This is a genomic window from Paracidovorax konjaci, from assembly GCF_900112675.1.
Lineage (GTDB): Bacteria > Pseudomonadota > Gammaproteobacteria > Burkholderiales > Burkholderiaceae_C > Paracidovorax > Paracidovorax konjaci.
The window spans coordinates 22,611-40,649 of the sequence record NZ_FOMQ01000019.1; the positions used below are offsets into that span (position 1 = coordinate 22,611).

18 protein-coding genes are annotated in these 18,039 nt (G+C 66.3%); 10 read left to right on the forward strand and 8 right to left on the reverse strand.

What is annotated here, in order from left to right; all coding sequences use genetic code 11:
- Positions 1-20: 20 nt before the first annotated feature.
- The 4 genes from BM144_RS20390 to motA all read right to left on the reverse strand — a co-directional run bounded on the left by BM144_RS20390 (position 21) and on the right by motA (position 2,931).
- A complete protein-coding gene (locus BM144_RS20390; protein ID WP_092956861.1) occupies positions 21-647 on the reverse strand; it encodes a protein phosphatase CheZ in 627 nt (208 codons plus the stop codon).
- 2 nt (positions 648-649) lie between these two features.
- On the reverse strand, positions 650-1,036 hold the full coding sequence (gene cheY / locus BM144_RS20395) for a chemotaxis response regulator CheY (protein WP_092956865.1): 387 nt from the start codon (positions 1,034-1,036) through the stop codon (positions 650-652).
- Between the two features lie 65 nt (positions 1,037-1,101).
- Positions 1,102-2,040 (reverse strand): flagellar motor protein MotB, encoded by a 939-nt coding sequence (gene motB, locus BM144_RS20400; RefSeq protein WP_092956868.1) that lies wholly within the window; start codon positions 2,038-2,040, stop codon positions 1,102-1,104.
- Between the two features lie 30 nt (positions 2,041-2,070).
- Positions 2,071-2,931: a flagellar motor stator protein MotA gene (gene motA / locus BM144_RS20405; RefSeq protein ID WP_092956871.1), complete on the reverse strand. Its 861-nt coding sequence runs from the start codon at positions 2,929-2,931 to the stop codon at positions 2,071-2,073.
- A 337-nt stretch (positions 2,932-3,268) separates the two neighbouring features.
- Here motA and BM144_RS20410 point away from each other — a divergent pair, with 337 nt between their 5' ends.
- The 10 genes from BM144_RS20410 (at position 3,269) to BM144_RS20455 (ending at position 13,998) form a co-directional block, all read left to right on the forward strand.
- Positions 3,269-4,957 (forward strand): O-linked N-acetylglucosamine transferase, SPINDLY family protein, encoded by a 1,689-nt coding sequence (locus tag BM144_RS20410; protein ID WP_092956874.1) that lies wholly within the window; start codon positions 3,269-3,271, stop codon positions 4,955-4,957.
- Positions 4,954-6,111, forward strand: coding sequence for a DegT/DnrJ/EryC1/StrS family aminotransferase (locus tag BM144_RS20415; RefSeq protein ID WP_217644363.1), 1,158 nt, complete (start codon positions 4,954-4,956; stop codon positions 6,109-6,111). The genes BM144_RS20410 and BM144_RS20415 overlap by 4 nt, the downstream gene beginning before the upstream one ends.
- A 134-nt stretch (positions 6,112-6,245) precedes the next feature.
- Entirely contained in the window at positions 6,246-7,391 is a 1,146-nt protein-coding gene (locus tag BM144_RS20420; protein ID WP_092956877.1) for an aromatic ring-hydroxylating oxygenase subunit alpha, read from the forward strand.
- Positions 7,388-8,158, forward strand: coding sequence for a glucose-1-phosphate cytidylyltransferase (rfbF, locus tag BM144_RS20425; protein WP_092956880.1), 771 nt, complete (start codon positions 7,388-7,390; stop codon positions 8,156-8,158). Before BM144_RS20420 ends, rfbF begins: the two co-directional genes overlap by 4 nt.
- Positions 8,152-9,252, forward strand: a complete 1,101-nt coding sequence (gene rfbG, locus BM144_RS20430) for a CDP-glucose 4,6-dehydratase (RefSeq protein WP_092956883.1) — start codon at positions 8,152-8,154, stop codon at positions 9,250-9,252. Before rfbF ends, rfbG begins: the two co-directional genes overlap by 7 nt.
- Positions 9,253-9,263: 11 nt before the next feature.
- Positions 9,264-10,580, forward strand: coding sequence for a lipopolysaccharide biosynthesis protein RfbH (gene rfbH, locus BM144_RS20435; RefSeq protein ID WP_092956886.1), 1,317 nt, complete (start codon positions 9,264-9,266; stop codon positions 10,578-10,580).
- A 9-nt stretch (positions 10,581-10,589) separates the two neighbouring features.
- On the forward strand, positions 10,590-11,156 hold the full coding sequence (locus BM144_RS20440; RefSeq protein WP_092956889.1) for a dTDP-4-dehydrorhamnose 3,5-epimerase family protein: 567 nt from the start codon (positions 10,590-10,592) through the stop codon (positions 11,154-11,156).
- Positions 11,146-12,006, forward strand: a complete 861-nt coding sequence (locus BM144_RS20445) for an NAD-dependent epimerase/dehydratase family protein (protein ID WP_092956891.1) — start codon at positions 11,146-11,148, stop codon at positions 12,004-12,006. Before BM144_RS20440 ends, BM144_RS20445 begins: the two co-directional genes overlap by 11 nt.
- Positions 12,007-12,028: 22 nt before the next feature.
- Positions 12,029-12,955, forward strand: a complete 927-nt coding sequence (locus BM144_RS20450; RefSeq protein ID WP_092956894.1) for an SDR family oxidoreductase — start codon at positions 12,029-12,031, stop codon at positions 12,953-12,955.
- A complete protein-coding gene (locus BM144_RS20455; RefSeq protein ID WP_175526094.1) occupies positions 12,952-13,998 on the forward strand; it encodes an oxidoreductase in 1,047 nt (348 codons plus the stop codon). Before BM144_RS20450 ends, BM144_RS20455 begins: the two co-directional genes overlap by 4 nt.
- A 12-nt stretch (positions 13,999-14,010) precedes the next feature.
- Here the strand turns inward: BM144_RS20455 and BM144_RS20460 are convergent, their stop codons facing one another.
- The 4 genes from BM144_RS20460 to BM144_RS20475 are packed head-to-tail and all read right to left on the reverse strand — an operon-like array spanning position 14,011 to position 18,035.
- Positions 14,011-15,258, reverse strand: a complete 1,248-nt coding sequence (locus BM144_RS20460; protein WP_092956900.1) for a WavE lipopolysaccharide synthesis family protein — start codon at positions 15,256-15,258, stop codon at positions 14,011-14,013.
- Positions 15,259-15,305: 47 nt separating this feature from the next.
- Positions 15,306-16,535, reverse strand: a complete 1,230-nt coding sequence (locus tag BM144_RS20465; protein ID WP_092956903.1) for an FkbM family methyltransferase — start codon at positions 16,533-16,535, stop codon at positions 15,306-15,308.
- Between the two features lie 56 nt (positions 16,536-16,591).
- The gene (locus BM144_RS20470) at positions 16,592-17,257 is read right to left on the reverse strand and encodes a NeuD/PglB/VioB family sugar acetyltransferase (protein WP_092956906.1); all 666 of its coding nucleotides are present in this window, start codon (positions 17,255-17,257) and stop codon (positions 16,592-16,594) included.
- 10 nt (positions 17,258-17,267) lie between these two features.
- Positions 17,268-18,035 carry an SDR family NAD(P)-dependent oxidoreductase gene (locus tag BM144_RS20475; RefSeq protein ID WP_092956909.1) on the reverse strand — a complete coding sequence of 256 codons (768 nt, stop codon included), beginning with the start codon at positions 18,033-18,035 and terminating at the stop codon, positions 17,268-17,270.
- Positions 18,036-18,039 lie beyond the last annotated feature (4 nt).

The window sequence follows — 18,039 nt, forward strand, 5'->3', positions numbered from 1 at the left end:
GGAACCGCGGAGGGAGGCGATCAGAAGCCGAGGCTGGCCAGCAGGTCGTCGACTTCGGACTGGTTGGAGACGATGTTGGGGGTGTTCTCCGGGTCCACCACCGGGCCGGCGAGGTGCTCGCGGCGGGGTTCGGGAGGCGGTGCCACCGGCTGGGCCTGGGGCGGAGCGGTCTGGATGAGCAGCTGGACCAGCTGCTGCTCGATGGTGCCGGCCAGATTGACCACGCGCGCGATCACCTGCCCGGTGAGGTCGTGGAAATCCTGGGCCATCATGATCTCGGTGAGATGCACGTCGGCTTCCTTGGTGACGCGTTCCACGTCGTGCAGGAAGTTCATGATCTCGCCCTTGGCCACCGCGGCCACGGGATCCTTGATGAGCGACGCCACCACGCGGCGCGTCTCCTCGGCGATGAAATCGTGCTGGGCCTTGGCCTGCTCGACGCGGCTGAGCACCTTCTCGGCCGCCTCGCCCGTGAGACGGGCGATATAGGACAGGCGGCTCTGGGCGTCGGGCAACTCGCCCACGGTGCCGCGCAACTGGTCGGCATACCCCAGCTCGCTCAGCGCATCGTGCAGCTGGCGGGTGAGAACGCCGATCTTGTTGTGAACGTCCGTGGACTCCGGGGGGGTGTGGTCCGGCGTGTCCATGGTCAAAGTCCCATTTTCTTGAGGATCAGCGTGACTTTTTCTTCCAGCGTCGCCTTGGTGAAGGGCTTGACGATGTAGCCGGCCGCCCCGCCCTGGGCCGCCGCGACGATGTCCTCCTTGCGGGCCTCGGCCGTCACCATGAGGACGGGCAGGTGCTTGAGCTTGTCGTCCTTCTTGATTTCGGCCAGCAGCTGGAACCCGTTCATGTTGGGCATGTTGATGTCGGTGACCACGAAATCGAACTTGCTGTTGCGCAGCTTGTTCAGGGCCGCGACGCCATCTTCGGCCTCGTCGGCGTCGGTGAACCCGCTTTCCTTGAGCAGATTGCGCACGATGCGTCGCATGGTGGAGAAGTCGTCAACGATCAAAAAGCGAAGGGCAGTGGTCACGGGGACCCTTTCGGTCGGAAATTGCAGGAGATATTGTCAGGGGCAGCCGGTTTGGTGACAAGACGTTACGGCTGCTGGGTGGATGCGGGATTTTCCCGCTTTTCCGCGGCCAGGTCCGCTACCGGGATGGAAGGCGTCTGTTTTCCGAGAAGCCGTTCCTCGGCTTCCTTGGTCAGGACCGTGATGCTGATGCGCCGGTTCACGGGCGCACGGGGGGTGGCGGGTTCCAGCAGATCGCTGGCCGCCAGGCCGACGACGCGGCCCAGCTTGGCGTCGGGCATGCCCGCCGCCACGAGTTCGCGCCGGGAGGCGTTGGCCCGGTCGGCCGAAAGCTCCCAGTTGCTGTAGCCGCGATCGCCGTTGCCGTAGGGGGCGGCGTCGGTATGGCCGGCCAGGCTGATGCGGTTTTCCACCCCGCCGAGGGCGGCGCCGATTTCACGCAGGATGTCGCGCATGTAGGGTTTTACCAACGCACTGCCGCTGTCGAACATGGGGCGGTTCTGGTCGTCCACGATCTGGATCTGCAGCCCGTCGGTGGTCACGTCGATCCGGATCTGGGAGCGGAACTCCTTCAGGCGCGGGTTTTCGGAGATCAGCGCGTCGATCTTGGCCTGCAGCGACTTGATGCGCATCTGGTCGACGCGGGCCTGCTCGGCGCGCGCGGCCTCGATGTTGGCGCGGCGGCTGGTGGCCGTGTCGGATTCGGAGCGGCGCACCTGCCCGTGCACCTTGGAGAGGTCGTTGCCGCCGCCGGGAATGATGCTGGAGCTGTTGCCGGCCCCGTCGCCGCCCTGCATCGCCACCTTCAGTGGCGAGGCGAAATACGCGGCGATGCCCTGCAGTTCCCCCTTGGCCGTCGAGCCGAGCAGCCACATGAGCAGGAAGAACGCCATCATGGCCGTCACGAAGTCGGCATACGCGATCTTCCAGGCGCCCCCGTGCACGGCATGGCCGCCCTTCTTGACGCGCTTGATGATGATCGGCTGGAGTTTCTTGTCTGCCATGGCGTGTGCCTCCGGCGTCTTTCCTGGGGGTTACTTCTTGCCCTTCACGTGCCCTTCCAGCTCGGAGAAGCTGGGCCGGTCGGTCGAGAACAGCACCTTGCGGCCGAACTCGATGGCCGTGGCGGGGTTGTAGCCCTGCATGCTGGCCAGCAGGGTGGTCTTGATGCACTGCAGTTCCTTGGCGGCGTCCTCGAGCTTCTGCTCGACCAGGCCGCCCAGCGGCTCCACCACGCCATAGGCCAGGAGAATCCCGAGGAAGGTCCCCACCAGTGCGGAGCCGATCATGCCGCCCAGCACCGAGGGCGGCTGGCCCACGGAGCCCATGGTGTTCACCACCCCGAGCACGGCCGCCACAATGCCGAAGGCGGGCAGGGCGCCCGCCAGCCGCGCCAGCGCCGCCACGGGGGCGTGCGCCTCCTGGTGGTGCGTTTCGATCTCGCTGTCCATCAGCGCCTCGATCTCGTGGGCGTTCAGGTTGCCCGAGACCATCATGCGCAGGTAATCGGTGGTGAACTCGATCACGTGGTGGTCGCTGCCCACCGTGGGGTATTTTTTGAAGATTTCCGACTCGTGGGGCGCTTCCACGTCCTTTTCGATGGCCATGAGGCCTTCCTTGCGCGCCTTCTGCAGGATCTCGTAGAGCATGGCCATCAGCTCCATGTAGCGCGCCTTGGTGTACTTGGAACCCTTGAGCGCCATCGGCAGCGCCGCGATGGTGGCCTTGAGCACCTTGGGCTGGTTGTTCACCACGAAGGCGCCCAGGGCCCCCCCCAGGATGGTGATGAGTTCGAAGGGCAGGGCGCTCAGCACCACGCCGATGTTCCCGCCGTGCACGATGAACACCCCGAAGATGCATCCCAGGCAGACGATATAACCAATGATGACGAACATGCTTGAGTGAGTGCGGCGTGTGCGTGCCCTGCTGGCGGGAGCGGGGAGAAACGAACCTAATGTAAATGTATCGAGGTATTTATCGGCCGGAAAACCCCGTTCTGTAGCGCGGGCGCCGCGCCCGGGTTGCAGGCGATGCGACATCCGGACCTTAATGCAACACCCGCCGCGGGAGGCCGGCAAGAAAGCACCCAAAAGCTGCGCTTTCATCCCTTTTCCGGTGGCGCCATGTCTCTAGAATGAAACAAACGGTGAGGCTGCTCGTGCCCGCCGCCTTCTCAGCATGCACCGCCGCGCCATGCGCCGGCACGAAAGTGGCACATGTCGGCAGCAATCCATGGCAGAAACTGACAACCAGGACGTCGCACTCGGCAGCGGAACGCAACTGCTGCTGGAGCTGGTGAACGGCGAGCAGTGCCTGGCCGCCAACAACCTGCCCGGCGCGCTCAAGCATTTCACGACCGCGCTGGCGCTGGACCCGCGCCGGGCGGATGCCTGGCTCCTCACGGGGCGCACCTTCCTCAAGATGGAGAACTGGGCCAACGCCATCCCGGCGCTGGAGACGGCCCTGGCCCTGCAGCCCCAGATGGCCGACGCCCAGCACGGGCTCTCGCTCGCGCTCTTCAACGTGGGGCGGCGCGAGGAGGCGCTGGCCCTGATCGACGCGGTGTGCCAGCGCGGCGGTAATTCCGCCATGTGGGTGATGCGGGCCTTCCTGCACAGCCAGGCCGACCGCGATCCGGTGCGCACGCTGCAGGCCTACCAGGATTGGGGGCGCCGCTTCGCCGATCCGCTCACGCGCAAGGCCGCGCCGTTCCCGAGACTGGACCGCGACCCGCGCCGCAAGCTGCGCATCGGCTACGTGACTGCCGATTTCCGGGAGCATTCGATCGCGTTCTTCATGCTGCCCGTGCTGCGCCACCACGATCACGAGGCGGTCGAGGTGCACGTGTACTCGGGCGGCCACCGCGACGCCATCACCGACGCCCTGCAGGCCTGCGTGCCCCACTGGCACGACACCCATTCGCTGAGCGACGACGCGCTCCACCAGCTCATCCGGTCCCACGGCATCGACGTGCTGGTGGACCTGGCAGGCCACACGGCCGGCAACCGGCTGCTGGTGTTCGCCCGCCGGGCGGCGCCCGTGCAGGTCACCTGGCTCGGGTTCATGCTGCCGCTGGGGATGAAGGCCATGGACTACCGGCTCACCGATATCGGCATGACCCCGCCAGGGCAGGAGCCCCACTACAGCGAACGCCTGTTCCGCCTGGCCTGCATGGCGAGCTACGCGCCGCCGACCTACGCCCCCCTGTGCGAAGAGCCGCCGATGCTGCGCAACGGCCACCCCACGCTGATTTCGCTGAACAACTCGGCCAAAGTCACGGATGCGATGCTGGGCGTCTGGGCGCGCATCCTGCAGGCACGGGCCGATGCGCGGCTCATCATCATGGTCAAGGAGCGCACGGCGGATGCCGCCCAGGCGGCGATGCAGTCCCGGGTCGAGGCGGCCGGCATGCCGCTGGACCGCGTGTTCGTGCTCCACCAGCAGCCGCTCAACCAGTTCATGGAGCTGGGGCACATCGCGGATCTGGCGCTCGACACCTCGCCGATCTCGGGCGGAACCACCACGCTGCATGCGCTGTGGATGGGGTTGCCGATCGTCGCGATGGACGCCGAGCGGGGTGTGGACGCCAGCACCGCGCGCACGCTCCAGGGCGTGGGCTATGCCGAATGGGTGGCCACCGACGAGGACGGATACGTCGCGCGGGCGCTGGCGTTCCTGGACGACCCCGAGACCCTGGTCCGCCTGCGGCACGAAACGCGCCAGCGCCTTTCGGCCTGCCCGCTGATGGACTACGCCAGCCGCACGGCCGAAATCGAGAAGGCCTTCCGGCTTATGTGGCTGAACCATCTGGAGGGGCATGATCGCTTCCTCGACGTGTTCGCCGACCCCGGCCCGGCGTTCGAACGCCTCGGCGCCGGCTCCGGCGGCCAGGAACGCGCGCACGCCGCGCCCTCCGCATGACGACGGCCGGCCTGCTGCCTCCTGACCCCATTCCTTTGCTGGTGCCGGACGTGCCGGCGCCCGAAGCGCTGCTGCCGTACCTGCAGCGCATGCATGCCGCGCGCTACTACTCCAATGGCGGCCCCCTGGTACGTGAACTGGAAGAGCGCTTCGCCGCGCACTTCTGCGTGCCGGCGGAGCAGGTCGCGACCGTGGGCAGCGCCACGCTCGGCCTGGAACTGGTGCTGCAGGCGCTGGGCCTGCGCGCAGGGGCCCGCGTGCTGGTGCCCACCTTCACATTCGCCGCCACCGCGACGGCCGTGCTGCGTGCGGGGCACGTTCCCGTGCTGTGCGACGTGGACGCGGACAGTTGGCTGCTCACCCCGGACATCGCCCGCGCCGCGCTCGCGGCCGGGCCCCTCGATGCGGTTCTGCCCGTGGCCGCGCTCGGCATGCCCCACGGCATGGGGCAGTGGCAGCGGTTCGAGGAAGAGACGGGGGTGCCCGTCGTGATCGATGCGGCGGCGGGCTTCGGCAGCCAACGGCTCGGAGAAGCCGCAGGGACGCTCGTGTTCAGCCTCCATGCCACCAAATCCCTGCCGGCCGGCGAGGGCGGCTTCGTGGTCTCCACGCGCCCGGGTCTCGCTGCGCAGGTTCGGCGCCTTTCCAACTTCGGCATCAATCTGGATCCGGCCAGCCGCATGCCCATCGGTGCCCTGGCTGCGGTGGGCACGAATGCCAAGATGAGCGAACTGCATGCGGCCGTGGCGCTGGCATCGCTCGAGCGCTGGGACCAGGGGGCGCAGGAGCGTCGCGCGCTGCACCAGGAAATGCAGGGCGCGCTGGCGCACGCCGCCGGTGGGCGGATCGCATGGCAGGCGGCCGGGCCGGCCGGCGGCATCATGGCGCCGACGCTGCTGTGCGCGCGCATGCCCGACGCCCGCTCGCGCGAACGGCTCGAAGCCTTCTGCGCCCGCCAACATATCGCCACGCGGCGCTGGTACCAACCCCTCATGCACCGCATGGAAGTGCTGATGTCACGGTCCACGGCACTGCCGGCGCCGCGGGCAGAAGCGCTGGCCGACAGCCTCGTCGGCCTGCCGTTCTTTCCGCACATGAACAGCGCGCAGAAGCTCCGCCTGACCCGTGTGATGGCGCAGGCAATGGGCGGGTGATGGCGCAGGTTTTCATGGGTTCCGTTAGGGACAATGGCGCGCAATGCGGCCGCACGGTGCGGCGCAGGTGCGCCCCGATCCCCGCGTGTCCGGCCGTCATCGCCGGCAGCCACACACCACCCGAACACTGATCTATGCCGACGAGCGTCCTTCCGCCCCTCTTCTACCGTGACCCCGGTCACCACGCGCAGGAACTGCAGGGGCTGTTCCGCGATTGCTGGGTTTTCGTCTGCATGCGCTTCGAACTGGAAGGCCTCGTGCACCGGGGCCTGCGGGTGGGCGACGTGTCGCTGCTGGTGCAGTGCGACAGCCAGGGCCGGCCCCGCGCCTTCCTGAACGTCTGTTCGCACCGCCATGCCCAACTGTGCGAATCGGGCCTGCACCGTGGGCCTGCGCGGTGCCCCTACCACGGATGGGTGTACGACCGGGAAGGCGTGCCCGTCGGTATCCCGTCGAAGCAGTGCTTTCCCGAGGTGGTGGCCGAGCCGGCCCGTTTCCGGCTGCAGGAGTTCGCCTGCGAGGCGGTCGGGCAGTTCGTGTTCGTCCGGGTGTCGGAGGCCGGGCCGTCGCTGCGCGACTATCTGGGCGGGCAGTATGCGTTTCTGGAGCGCGCGAGTCAGGGGATGCAGGGTCTGCTGGATGAATTCCGGGAGCCTGTCGAGGCCAACTGGAAGATCGTGATTGAGAACGCGCTGGAGGGCTACCACGTGCCTGCCGTCCATGCGCGCACCTTCATGCAGATCGATGGCATGGACCGGGCGGAGGCCGCGCCGCGTTTCTTTCTGGAAGACCGTCTGCACAGCCACCTCGAGCACGCTGCCGATGCGGACTGGGTGGCGCGGTTCGCACGCATGGAAAGCAAGATCGGCCAATGGCCGTGGCGCTTCGAGCACTACACCCACCACCACATCTTTCCGAACCTGACCGTCACCTCGTTCATGGGGTACAGCTTCCACGTGCAGTCCTTCGAACCCACCGCGGCCCGGCAAACCACCGTGCATTCACGGACCGTCGGGGTCGAGTTCATCGGCGCCAAGCCGGCCGGCGCGAAGATGATGGAGCACATCCATGCCGACGGACATGCCTTCACACACAAGGTGTTCGCGGAGGACGGCGGTATCTGCGCCAAGGTCCAGGCGGGCGTGGACCAGGCGCGCCGTCCGGCCATCGTGGGCGCCGGGATCGAGGACCGCGTGGCGCATTTCCAGCGGGCCTATGCGCAGGCCCTGGAGGCCAGCGGGCCGCATGCGCCGGAGTCCGCAAAGGTGTGCGGGGCATGAAGGCCATCATCCTGGCAGGAGGACTGGGCTCGCGGCTCAGCGAGGAGACGCAGCAAAAGCCCAAACCCATGGTGGAGATCGGGGGGCGCCCGATCCTCTGGCACATCATGAAGATGTATTCGCACCATGGCATCAACGACTTCGTGGTGTGCTGCGGCTACAAGGGCTACGTGATCAAGGAGTACTTCGCCAATTACTTCCTGCACATGTCGGACGTCACCTTCGATCTGGCGAACAACCGCATGGACGTGCACGAACGCTACGCCGAGCCGTGGCGCGTGACCCTGGTCGATACCGGCGATGTCACCCAGACCGGTGGCCGCCTGCGCAGGGTCCGGCGCTATGTGAGCGAGGACGACGCCTTCTGCTTCACCTATGGCGATGGCGTGGGCGATATCGACATCACGGAGCTTGTCCGGTTCCACAAGAGCCACGGCCGGCAGGCCACGCTCACATCCACCCGCCAGCCCGGCCGTTTCGGGGCGCTGCAGATGGAAGACGACCGCGTGCTGTCGTTTCGCGAGAAGCCCGATGGCGGCGGTGGAATGGTGAACGGTGGCTTTTTCGTGCTGTCTCCGGCGGTGTTCGATCTGATCGAATCGGATGAAACGGTCTGGGAGGCGGCGCCGCTCGAAGCGCTGGCCCGGCAGGGCGAGTTGCGGGCCTTCCGGCACGAGGGATTCTGGCAACCGATGGATACGCTGCGGGACAAGAACTATCTGGAGCAACTCTGGCAGGGAGGCGCAGCTCCCTGGAAGTCATGGTGATCGCCGACGGCGCGGTGCCGTCGGACCGGTTCTGGGCGGGGCGCAAGGTGTTCCTCACGGGCCATACCGGCTTCAAGGGAAGCTGGTTGTCGCTCTGGCTGCAGCGACTGGGCGCAGAGGTGACCGGCTATGCGCTCGAACCGGATTCCACACCCGCCATGTTCGCACTGACACGGGCGGGGGATGGGATGGATTCGCGCATCGGCGACGTGCGCGATGCCGCGCGCCTTGCCGCGCTGCTGTCGGCAGCGTCGCCGGACGTGGTGATCCACATGGCCGCCCAGCCCCTGGTGCGAAAGTCGTATGCCGATCCGGTCGGCACCTACTCGACCAACGTCATGGGCACCGTGCACCTGCTGGAGGCCGTCCGGCATGCGCCATCGGTGCGTGCCGTGGTGGTCGTGACCAGCGACAAGTGCTATGAGAACCGCGAGTGGCTCTGGGGCTACCGGGAGGGCGATGCGTTGGGAGGGTTCGATCCCTACAGCAACAGCAAGGCCTGCACCGAGCTGGTGGCCGCCAGCTATCGCGATTCCTTTTTTCCGACAGGGCGCTATGCGAAGCATGGCGTGGCGGTGGCGAGCGCGCGCGCGGGCAATGTGATCGGCGGGGGCGACTGGTCGAGCGACCGGTTGATTCCGGATTTCCTGCGGGCCGCGCGTCACCGCCAGCCGCTGGAGCTGCGCAATCCTTGCGCCGTGCGGCCTTGGCAGCATGTGCTGGAGCCCCTGGCCGGCTATCTTCGGTTGGCGCAGGGGCTGGTGGAGCAGGGCGTGGCGCTGTCCGGGGCCTGGAATTTCGGCCCGTCCGATCAGGACGTGCAGAGCGTGGGGGATGTCGTCCGGCAACTGGCCGCGTCGTGGCCGGAGCCGGTGGACTGCCGCTTCGCCACCGAAGCGGGCGGCCTCCACGAGGCTGGCATGCTCCGGCTGGACAGCAGCAAGGCGAGAAGCCTGCTGGGGTGGAGCCCGCGCTGGCCGCTGCCGCAGACGCTGTCCAGCATCGTGGACTGGCATGCAGCACACCACCGGGGCGGGAACATGCGCACGATGACCGAGGACCAGATCGCGTCCTATTGCGCCAGCGGGCGCTGAACACATCTTTTATGGACAAGTTGAACCACATTCGCGAGCAGATCGCCGCACTCGTCGGTGAGTACGCGGCGCATGCCTATCGCCCCCAGCCCTTCCTTCCGGGCGCCACGGCGATTCCGCCGTCCGGCAAGGTCATCGGAGAAGCCGAGTTGCAGAACATGGTGGCCGCGTCTCTCGACGGCTGGCTGACCACGGGACGGTTCAACGATGCGTTCGAAGCGCGCCTGCGGGATTTTCTCGGGGTCCGCCATGCGCTCACGACGAACAGCGGCTCATCCGCCAACCTGCTCGCTTTTTCGGCGCTGACCTCGCCGGCGCTGGGCGATCGTGCCATCCGGCCGGGTGACGAAGTGATCGGTGTGGCGGCAGGGTTTCCCACCACCGTCAATCCCATCATTCAGAACGGTGCGATTCCGGTGTTCGTGGACGTCGAACTCGGCACCTACAACATCGACGTCAATCTCATCGAAGCGGCGATCTCCCCACGCACCAAGGCCATCATGCTGGCCCACACCCTGGGCAATCCGTACAACCTGAAGGCAGTGCAGGCCCTGTGCCGGAAGCACGGGCTGTGGCTGGTCGAGGATTGCTGCGACGCCCTGGGATCCACCTACGGCGGACGGCTGGTCGGTACGTTCGGCGACATCGGAACCCTGAGCTTCTACCCGGCCCATCACATCACGATGGGGGAGGGCGGAGCCGTCTTCACCAATGACGATGAACTCGCGCGCATCGTCACCTCGTTCCGCGATTGGGGCCGGGACTGCTATTGCGGTCCTGGCAAGGACAATACCTGCGGAAAACGGTATGGGTGGCAGCTCGGCGATCTGCCGCCGGGCTATGACCACAAGTACACGTATTCGCATGTGGGCTACAACCTCAAGATCACCGATATGCAGGCGGCCTGCGCCCTCGCACAGATGGACCGGTTGCCCGGCTTCATCGCGGCGCGGCAGCGCAATTTCGATCATCTTTCCGAACGGCTGAAAGGCTGTGAGGAATTCCTGGTGCTTCCCCGGGCCACGGAAGATTCCCGGCCATCGTGGTTCGGCTTCCCGCTCACGCTGCGCGAAGCCGCCGGTACCCGCCGCGTGGATCTGCTGGAGTACCTGGAGCAGAGCCGCATCGGGACGCGGCTGCTGTTCGCGGGCAACCTGGCACGGCAACCCTCGATGCACGGGCAAACTTACCGGGTGGCCAGCAGTCTGGCCAACACGGACACGGTAATGGAGAACACGTTCTGGCTGGGCATCTATCCGGGGTTGAGTGAAGCCATGATCGACTTCATGGCCGACCGCATCGAAACCTACTTCGGCGTCAACTTCTAGCATTCGACCATGCGCTTCGAAGAAAGTCCTGTGCCGGGCTGCTACCTGATCCAGCCCCAAGCACAGCCCGACGAGCGTGGGCGGTTCGTGAAGACCTTCAGCCGGGAGGCATTCCTCGCGAGGGGGCTGGAATGCGACTGGGCCGAGAGCTTCTACAGCGTATCGCGGCGTGGGGTGCTGCGCGGGCTGCATTTCCAGTTGCCGCCGCACCACCATGCCAAGCTGGTGCACTGCAGCCATGGCCGCCTCTTCGACGTGGTGGTCGATCTGCGCATCGGTTCGCCGACCCAGGGCCGTTTTGCCACTTTCGAGCTCGATGCCGAGCGCGGCAACCAGATCTACATACCGGCGGGGTGTGCCCACGGTTGCTATGCGCTGACCGAAGGGGCGACCATCGTCTATCACGTCACCTCGGCCCACGCACCGCAGCATGACGCCGGCATCCGTTGGGACTCTGCCGGCATCCCCTGGCCCGACGACCAGCCCCTGCTCTCGGTGCGCGACCGCGGGCACCCGCGACTGAGCGATTTCGCCAGTCCCTTCGCTATGCCAGAGGGCGCGCCCCATGACCACTGAGCGGCACGTGTTCCTGACGGGCGGCACGGGTTTCATTGGCCGGCATGTGTTGGCATCCTTGCTGGATGCGGGCCACCGTGTGACCGCCCTGAGGCATCCCGCCAACGCGCCCGTGTCCGCGCATCCTCGCCTCGCCTGGCTGAGCCGCGCCATGGACCAGCTGGTGCCCGCTGACCTGGCCGGCGTGGACGTGCTGATGCACCTGGCCTCGCCCGGCGTGCCGCCGCAGCATGCCGACCGGCAGACACTTTTCTACTGGAATGTCACCGTGTTGCTGCACCTGCTCGATGCGGCGCGCGCCGCTGGCGTGCAGCGGGCCGTCCTGGCCGGGACTTTCGCAGAATACGGGCGCAGTGCCGATCGCTTCGACTTCATTCCCGCTGGCGCACCCCTTGAGCCCACCTACGGCTACGCGGCCTCCAAGGCCGCAGGTTTCCAGGCCGCGCATGCGCACGCGATCGAATACGCGATGGAGCTGTGCTATCTGCGGATCTTCTCGGTCTTCGGCGAAGGCCAGTACGCCGGAAACTTCTGGCCGGCGTTGCGCCTGGCTGCGTCGCAGGGCGAAGATTTTCCGATGACCCCCGGGGAGCAGGTGCGCGACTACGTACCCGTGGATGCGGTCGCCCGCGCGTTCCGGCATGCTGCCGAGCGCCGTGATATCGAGGCCGGCATGCCCTGGGTGCGCAATGTAGGGTCCGGAGGGCCGGTATCGATGCACGATTTCGCGCGGCACTGGTGGAATCTCTGGGCCGCTCCTGGCCGGCTGCTCGTCGGGGCCCTGCCTTATCGGCCCAACGAGGTCATGCGCTGCGTGCCCGAGATGGCGGCCGATCTGTTCTTGTCTTGACCTGCGAACGAGGGACAACCATTTGCGTGAATCCAACGAACTGTCGGCCCTGGGGGGCTCCCGCATCCTGATCACGGGCGCGGGCGGAATGCTCGGCAGGGCCCTTGCGCGCCATCTGGCCGAGCATGTGCCCACTGCCCTGGTTGCGGCGCTGGACCGCCAGGCGTTCGATGTGCGCCAGCGCGAGCAGGCCAGGGCACTGCGCACCTGGCAACCCGATATCGTGATCCACTGTGCCGTGTGTTCCGACGTCAACTGGTGCGAAGACCATGCGGACGAGGCGGCGCAGGTGCAGCTCGAAGGCACGCGCCACGTGGTCGAGCTGGCCCGCGATTGCGGCGCCCGGTTCTTCTACCCGCAGACTTTCCTGATCTACGACGGAAGCGTGCCGGTGGACGAGGCCACCCCTCCCAATCCCCTGAGCGCGTACGCGCGGCTCAAGCTGGAAGCGGAGCACATCGTGCTGGAGTCTTTTCCAGGCGCACTCTCCGTGCGCATGGGCGGTTTTTTCGGGGAGCATGGACGCGACAAGAACTTCGTCGGCAAGCTGGTTCCTCACCTTGCAGGCCTGCTGCGTGCCGGCGTGGACCGCATGGAGATTGGCGATCGCATCTGGCAACCCACCCTCACGGACGACCTGGCCTACAACAGCCTGTTGTTGCTGGCGCGCGGAGAGACCGGCCGCTTCTGCATGGCGTCGCATGGACAGGCTTCGTTCTTCGCTTTGGCGCGGGAGATCGTGCTCCGATTGGGGCTGGATCGCCGCATCGAGATCGCATGCGTCCCCGCAGAAACCATGGCCCGCAAGGAGAAAGCCGTGCGGCCCGATGCGGTGGTGATGCGCAATGCCGCGTTGCAGTCCCGCGGTCTGGATCGCCAGCGCCCATGGCAGGACAGCCTGGCCGCCTATCTGGACCACCCTTATTTCACTGGAATGTTTGCTCCATGAGTCTGCAACTGCTGAGCCCTTTCGTGCCCGAAGGTGTCTTCGGCCCCATGCCCAACCGCGTTGCGATGGCCGCCATGACACGTGGTTTTGCCGATGAACGGCACCGCTGCACGGAAGAAATCGCGGCCTACTATGCCCGGCGTGCCGCTGCCGGCGTATCGCTGATCCTGACCGAAGGCATCGTGGTCCATCCGTCGGCGGATGGCTACCGCAACGTGCCCCACCTGCAGAACGACGAGCATGCCGACAGCTGGATACCGGCCATCCGGCAGGTGCAGGAAGCCGGGGGGCGCATCGTCGCGCAACTGTGGCACTGCGGGCGCATCTCGCACCCGGATTTCACTGGTGGGCTGGCGCCGGTCAGTTCCACGGACCGGCCGGCGGCCGGGATCAATCGCCAGAACGGCCAGCCCTACGGGCAACCCCGGGCGCTGCATGCATCGGAGATGCCTGGCATCTACCGTCTTTTCGAGGAGGCCGCGCAGCGTGCACTGGGTGCTGGCTTCGACGGCGTGCAGGTCCACATGGGGCATGGATACCTGTTCGACCAGTTCCTGGATGCGCGCATCAATGACCGGACCGATGCCTATGGCGGATCGGTCGAGAACCGTTGCCGCATCGCGCTGGAGCTGGTGGAGCGTCTGCTGCCCGTTTGCGGCCCGCAAAGGCTCATGGTCCGCATCTCGCCCGCGCGGATGATGGGGGGGCTGTACGAGTGGCCGGACCTGGACGACATGCTTGGCCATCTCATTCCCAGACTCGACCGCCTGGGGCTGAGGCAGCTGGACATCAGCTGTGCGGACGCACCCTATGCCGAAACCTCCGGCAGGATCGTGCGCAAGGTGCGCCCCCTCTGGCCCCATTTCCTGATCGGCGGAGCCTCGCTGTCGGCTGGGGATGCCGAGCACGAAATCCAGGAAGGACTGCTGGACATGGTCACGTGGGGCCGCGCGCTCCTCGCCAACCCCGACTTCGTGCGCAGGCTGGAGCGTGGACAGGCCCTCGAACCCATGACGCCCGAGCGGCGTGCCGTGCTCTACTGATCCGACCTGGGATCAGCCGACGCGGCCGCTGAAGAATTCGGCGATCGTGAAGTCCTGGGCGCTTTCCTCGTGCGCCTGCCGCATGGCCGAGGGCAGATCGGCATAGACCTCCCGCCACCACGCTGGAGTGCCGACGAACCCTTTGTTGAGCGTCAGATTGAACAGAGGAATGCTCTTGAGCGACAGGACATCGACGAACTCGTCCATCGGCAGCAGGTGCTTTGCGGCGAAACGGTAGCCATCGGCGAGGTCCTGGGCCGGCTCGCCCCACTTGCGCGCCAGGCTTTGCCACAGCAGGCACTCGACAGCGGCCTTCTGTATATGCTGGTAGGGCTCTTCGGTCCTGTGCTGGATCTCGGATGCTCCGCGCATGTCTTCCGGAAGCGACCACAGCTCGCACATGTCCTGGGTTCGGCTCACCAGAAAGCGTTCTGAGAAGTGAAAGGGGATCTGCTTCCAGGATGAATGTGCCAGGAAGCCGAACTTTCCCGTGTTCCTGCTGCCATCGTCGAAGAGTTCCTCCACGGCGCGGTAGAGCGATCCGGTGACGACCGTATCGCTTCGCATGCGGACCGAATACGGCACCCCGACCTCGGCCAGGTGCAGGGCGCCTGCCTTGGCGGAACGGATGATGGCATTGCGGCTGTCCACCATGTTCTGGGGTTGGGGAAGCGTGACCACGGCGTCCACCCAGGGCCGGCAGGCGTCGAGGCTGGCTGCGGACTGATGGTCCCACGTGACAAAGCAGACATGGGCCTCGGGGCATGCCATGCGTTGCCAGGCCAGCGCCATGGGCGTGTAGGGAAAGACCGGACCTTGCACGAAGATGCCGAGCGAGGGCGTGCGGGAGGGCGGTACGCGCTGCAGCGACAGACCTTCGAACACCCGCGAGAAAGCCTGGAGCTGGTCGATGTCTCCATGGCGGCTGCTGTGCGTGAGCGCCGGTATGCAGCGGTAATCGCCCCACAGGTTGCGGATCTGGTTCATGATTTCCGCGGAGTGCGCCGCGAAGATCACCACGAGCACTTCGTCGTGCGGCTCCTGCATGAGCGCATCGGGGCTTCGCACAGGAACCCCGTGGATCTGCTTGCCCTGGTTCGCGGTGAACGGACACACGGTGTATTCCACCGGCAGGCCCAGCAGCGGGTAGTAGTCCGTGAAGGCCTGCCCGGCGCCCCAGCCGATCAGGCGGACCTTGGCCGGATCGATTTCCGGATACTTCAAAAGAACGCGGTCGAGGCCGCCCCGAGTCTTGGCCATCCTGCGGTGCCCTCTGGATAGTGGAATGGAATGCCTCTGGAGAGGCCTCAGCGATAGAAATACAGGCAGGTGTCCCAGCGGTCCTCGGTGTGGTGCTGCAGGCCGATCGAGTAGCCAGGGGCCACGGTATCCACCAACGCCGGTATGTCCACCAGATCGGTCGCGCGGTGATAGGCGGATATCGCCATCTTGGGCAGACCGGCGCGGATGGCCGCCTGGGCACCCCGCAGCGCCGGTATTTCGAAGCCTTCGATGTCCATCTTGATGAAAGTCGGAGGCGCATCGATGAGGTCGTCGATGCGCCGGATGCTCACCGTCTCCAGCGGTGCATCCGGATCGACGGCGATGCTGCCGCCATGTCCCCCCAGGTGGTGGAAGGGGGCTTGCGCGTCGTGCTCGCCGACGGCGAAGGGGTGCAGCGAAATCCTGGATGCGAGCGCGGTGCCTGCGTAGCCCTGCTGCAGCTTGCGCAGCACCTCGAGGTTCAAGCGGTCGGGCTCGATCATCCAGGAGTGCCCGATGCGGTCGCCCGTCATGCCCAGGAGCCCGGTCGTGGACTCGCCGATGGAGGCTCCGCAATCGACGAACCTCTCGTCGTCGGACAAATTCAGCAGGCCTGAACGGAAGTACAGCGTGGAGTAGGGTCTGGCCACGGTGAGGTACCACTCCGGGTTGCAGCTCAGGTGAAACATGAGCACGCTGCGCAATGTGTTCACCGAATGCGCATCCGCAAACCGCCGTTCAAGCGCCTGGAATTCATCGAATCTGCGGCTGATGGCAGGAGCCCAGTCCGCCGTGCGGTAGTCCACACGGTCGTTCATGCCGAAGAGCCGTGTGACCTGCTCGTGGTTCAGGTGGGCGATGCCATGGCGGGTGCAGAGCCGGTCGAAAAATCGCCGGGAATAGTCGGTCCGGCAACAGTTGATGGCAATGATGTCCGGGTCCTGGCGCAACATCGCGAGAAAGCGTTCGGTGGAGATGATCTCCACGCCGTAGTAGTCCTCGCCGCTGGTGTATTTGAAGTCGTCGACCACGGCCAGCGCCCAGCCCTGGTCGCGCGTCGCGCGGATGAAGACTTCCGCGAAGGTCTTCGTCCCCAGGAGGACGAAGCGCGTGCGTTCTCCTCGCCGCGCGAAGATCTCGCGGGCCTGGGAGGGGATGCAGAAATGCGGATCGCGTCGGTAGAGCTCCAGCATGGCGAGCAGCGCTTCATCCGATTGGAAGGGGGCAAGATTGATGCGGCTGACCAGGGCATCGGGCGCGAAGGAAGGAGGCATGGAGACCTTGTATGTCGCTTGGGGGCGGGCTTGCGGTGCCGGCGTGCCGGAGGCGCTCAACTCCAGGCGAACCGCCGGGCCGGATTGCCCATGATCGTGATGTTCGGCGGTATGCGGCCGTACACCACGCTGCCCGCGCCGATCTTGACGTTGTCACCGATGACGGTGCCGCTGGTGATGACGCAATTGGGGTGGATCGACACGAAATTGCCGATCTTGGCGCCTCCCCCGATGGAACAATGGCTGTTGATCTGGCACCAGTCGCCGATCCGGACGTCGTGCCCGATGACCGTGTACTCCTGGATGCAGACGAAATCGCCGATCTGTACATCGACCGAGATGCCGACCCGGGGCGCGACGATGCAGCCCCTTCCCAGCCGGGCATGCCGTGTCACGTTGGCCTGGGGATGGACCACGGTGGCGAAATCCACGTCGTGGAGGGTGCGCAGCGTTTCGGTGTACTTGAGGCGGGCCGCGGGATCTCCCAGTGCCGCCATGAATACATCTCCGCTGACCGGGACATACGTGAGCGGGTCGCCCACGATGCCGATGGAGCGGTGCATGCCGTCCAGCGCGGAGGTGCGGGAGTCGAGAAAGCCCTTGGGCCGAAACAGTGGGTTGTCGTCCTCGATATAGGTCAACACCTCCCGGCCGAAACCTCCCGCACCGACGATGAGCAGATTGCGGCGCGCGTCCGCAGGGGCTTGGGAAGGCGAAGGCATGGTGTCGCGCTCAGCTGATGGTGAGGCCGCCATCCATGACCAGCGTCGTGCCCGTGATCCACCGGCTGGCCTGGGACAGCAGGAAGACGGCGGCATTCGCCACGTCGTCGGGCTTGCCGAAACCCAGCGGATAGTTGCCGCGTTCCTGCTCCATCGAACCCACCAGTGTGGCGGTGGCGTCCAGCAGGGGGGTCTCGACCAGCGCGGGCGACAGACAGTTGGCCCGGATGCCCCGTTTCACCACTTCCATCGCAAGGCAGCGAACCATCGCAATCAACGCCGCCTTGGTGCCGGAGTAGGCTGCCACCCCGGGCACGCCGATGTGCGCGGCGATCGAGGCGATGAACACCATTGAACCGCCCGGCGCGATCAGGCTGCGCTTGAGCAGCGCCTGCGTCAGCAGCATGGGGGCGTCGACATTGATGCTCTGGACTTCGCGCAGATGCTGCTCGGTGATCATGCGCACGGGAGCCAGGCGGGAAATGCCCGCACTGTGCACCACGCCGTTCAAAAGGGCCTTGCCGATCTGTTCGACCACCGCGGTGCGGTCCGGGGCCTGGGTCAGGTCTGCACGCAGTACCTGGTGCGCCCCCTCGGGCGCTGCGGCCTGCAGCGCCTCCAGCGTGCGGGCCAGGCGCTCTTCGTCCCGCCCTACCCCGACCACGTCCGCGCCCATGCGGGCACAAGCCAGGGCGATGGAATGGCCGAGGCCCGATGTGGCACCCGTCACCAGGATGCGTTGGCCCGTGAGGTGGAAAGGGGTGAGGGCGGCTTCCATGGCG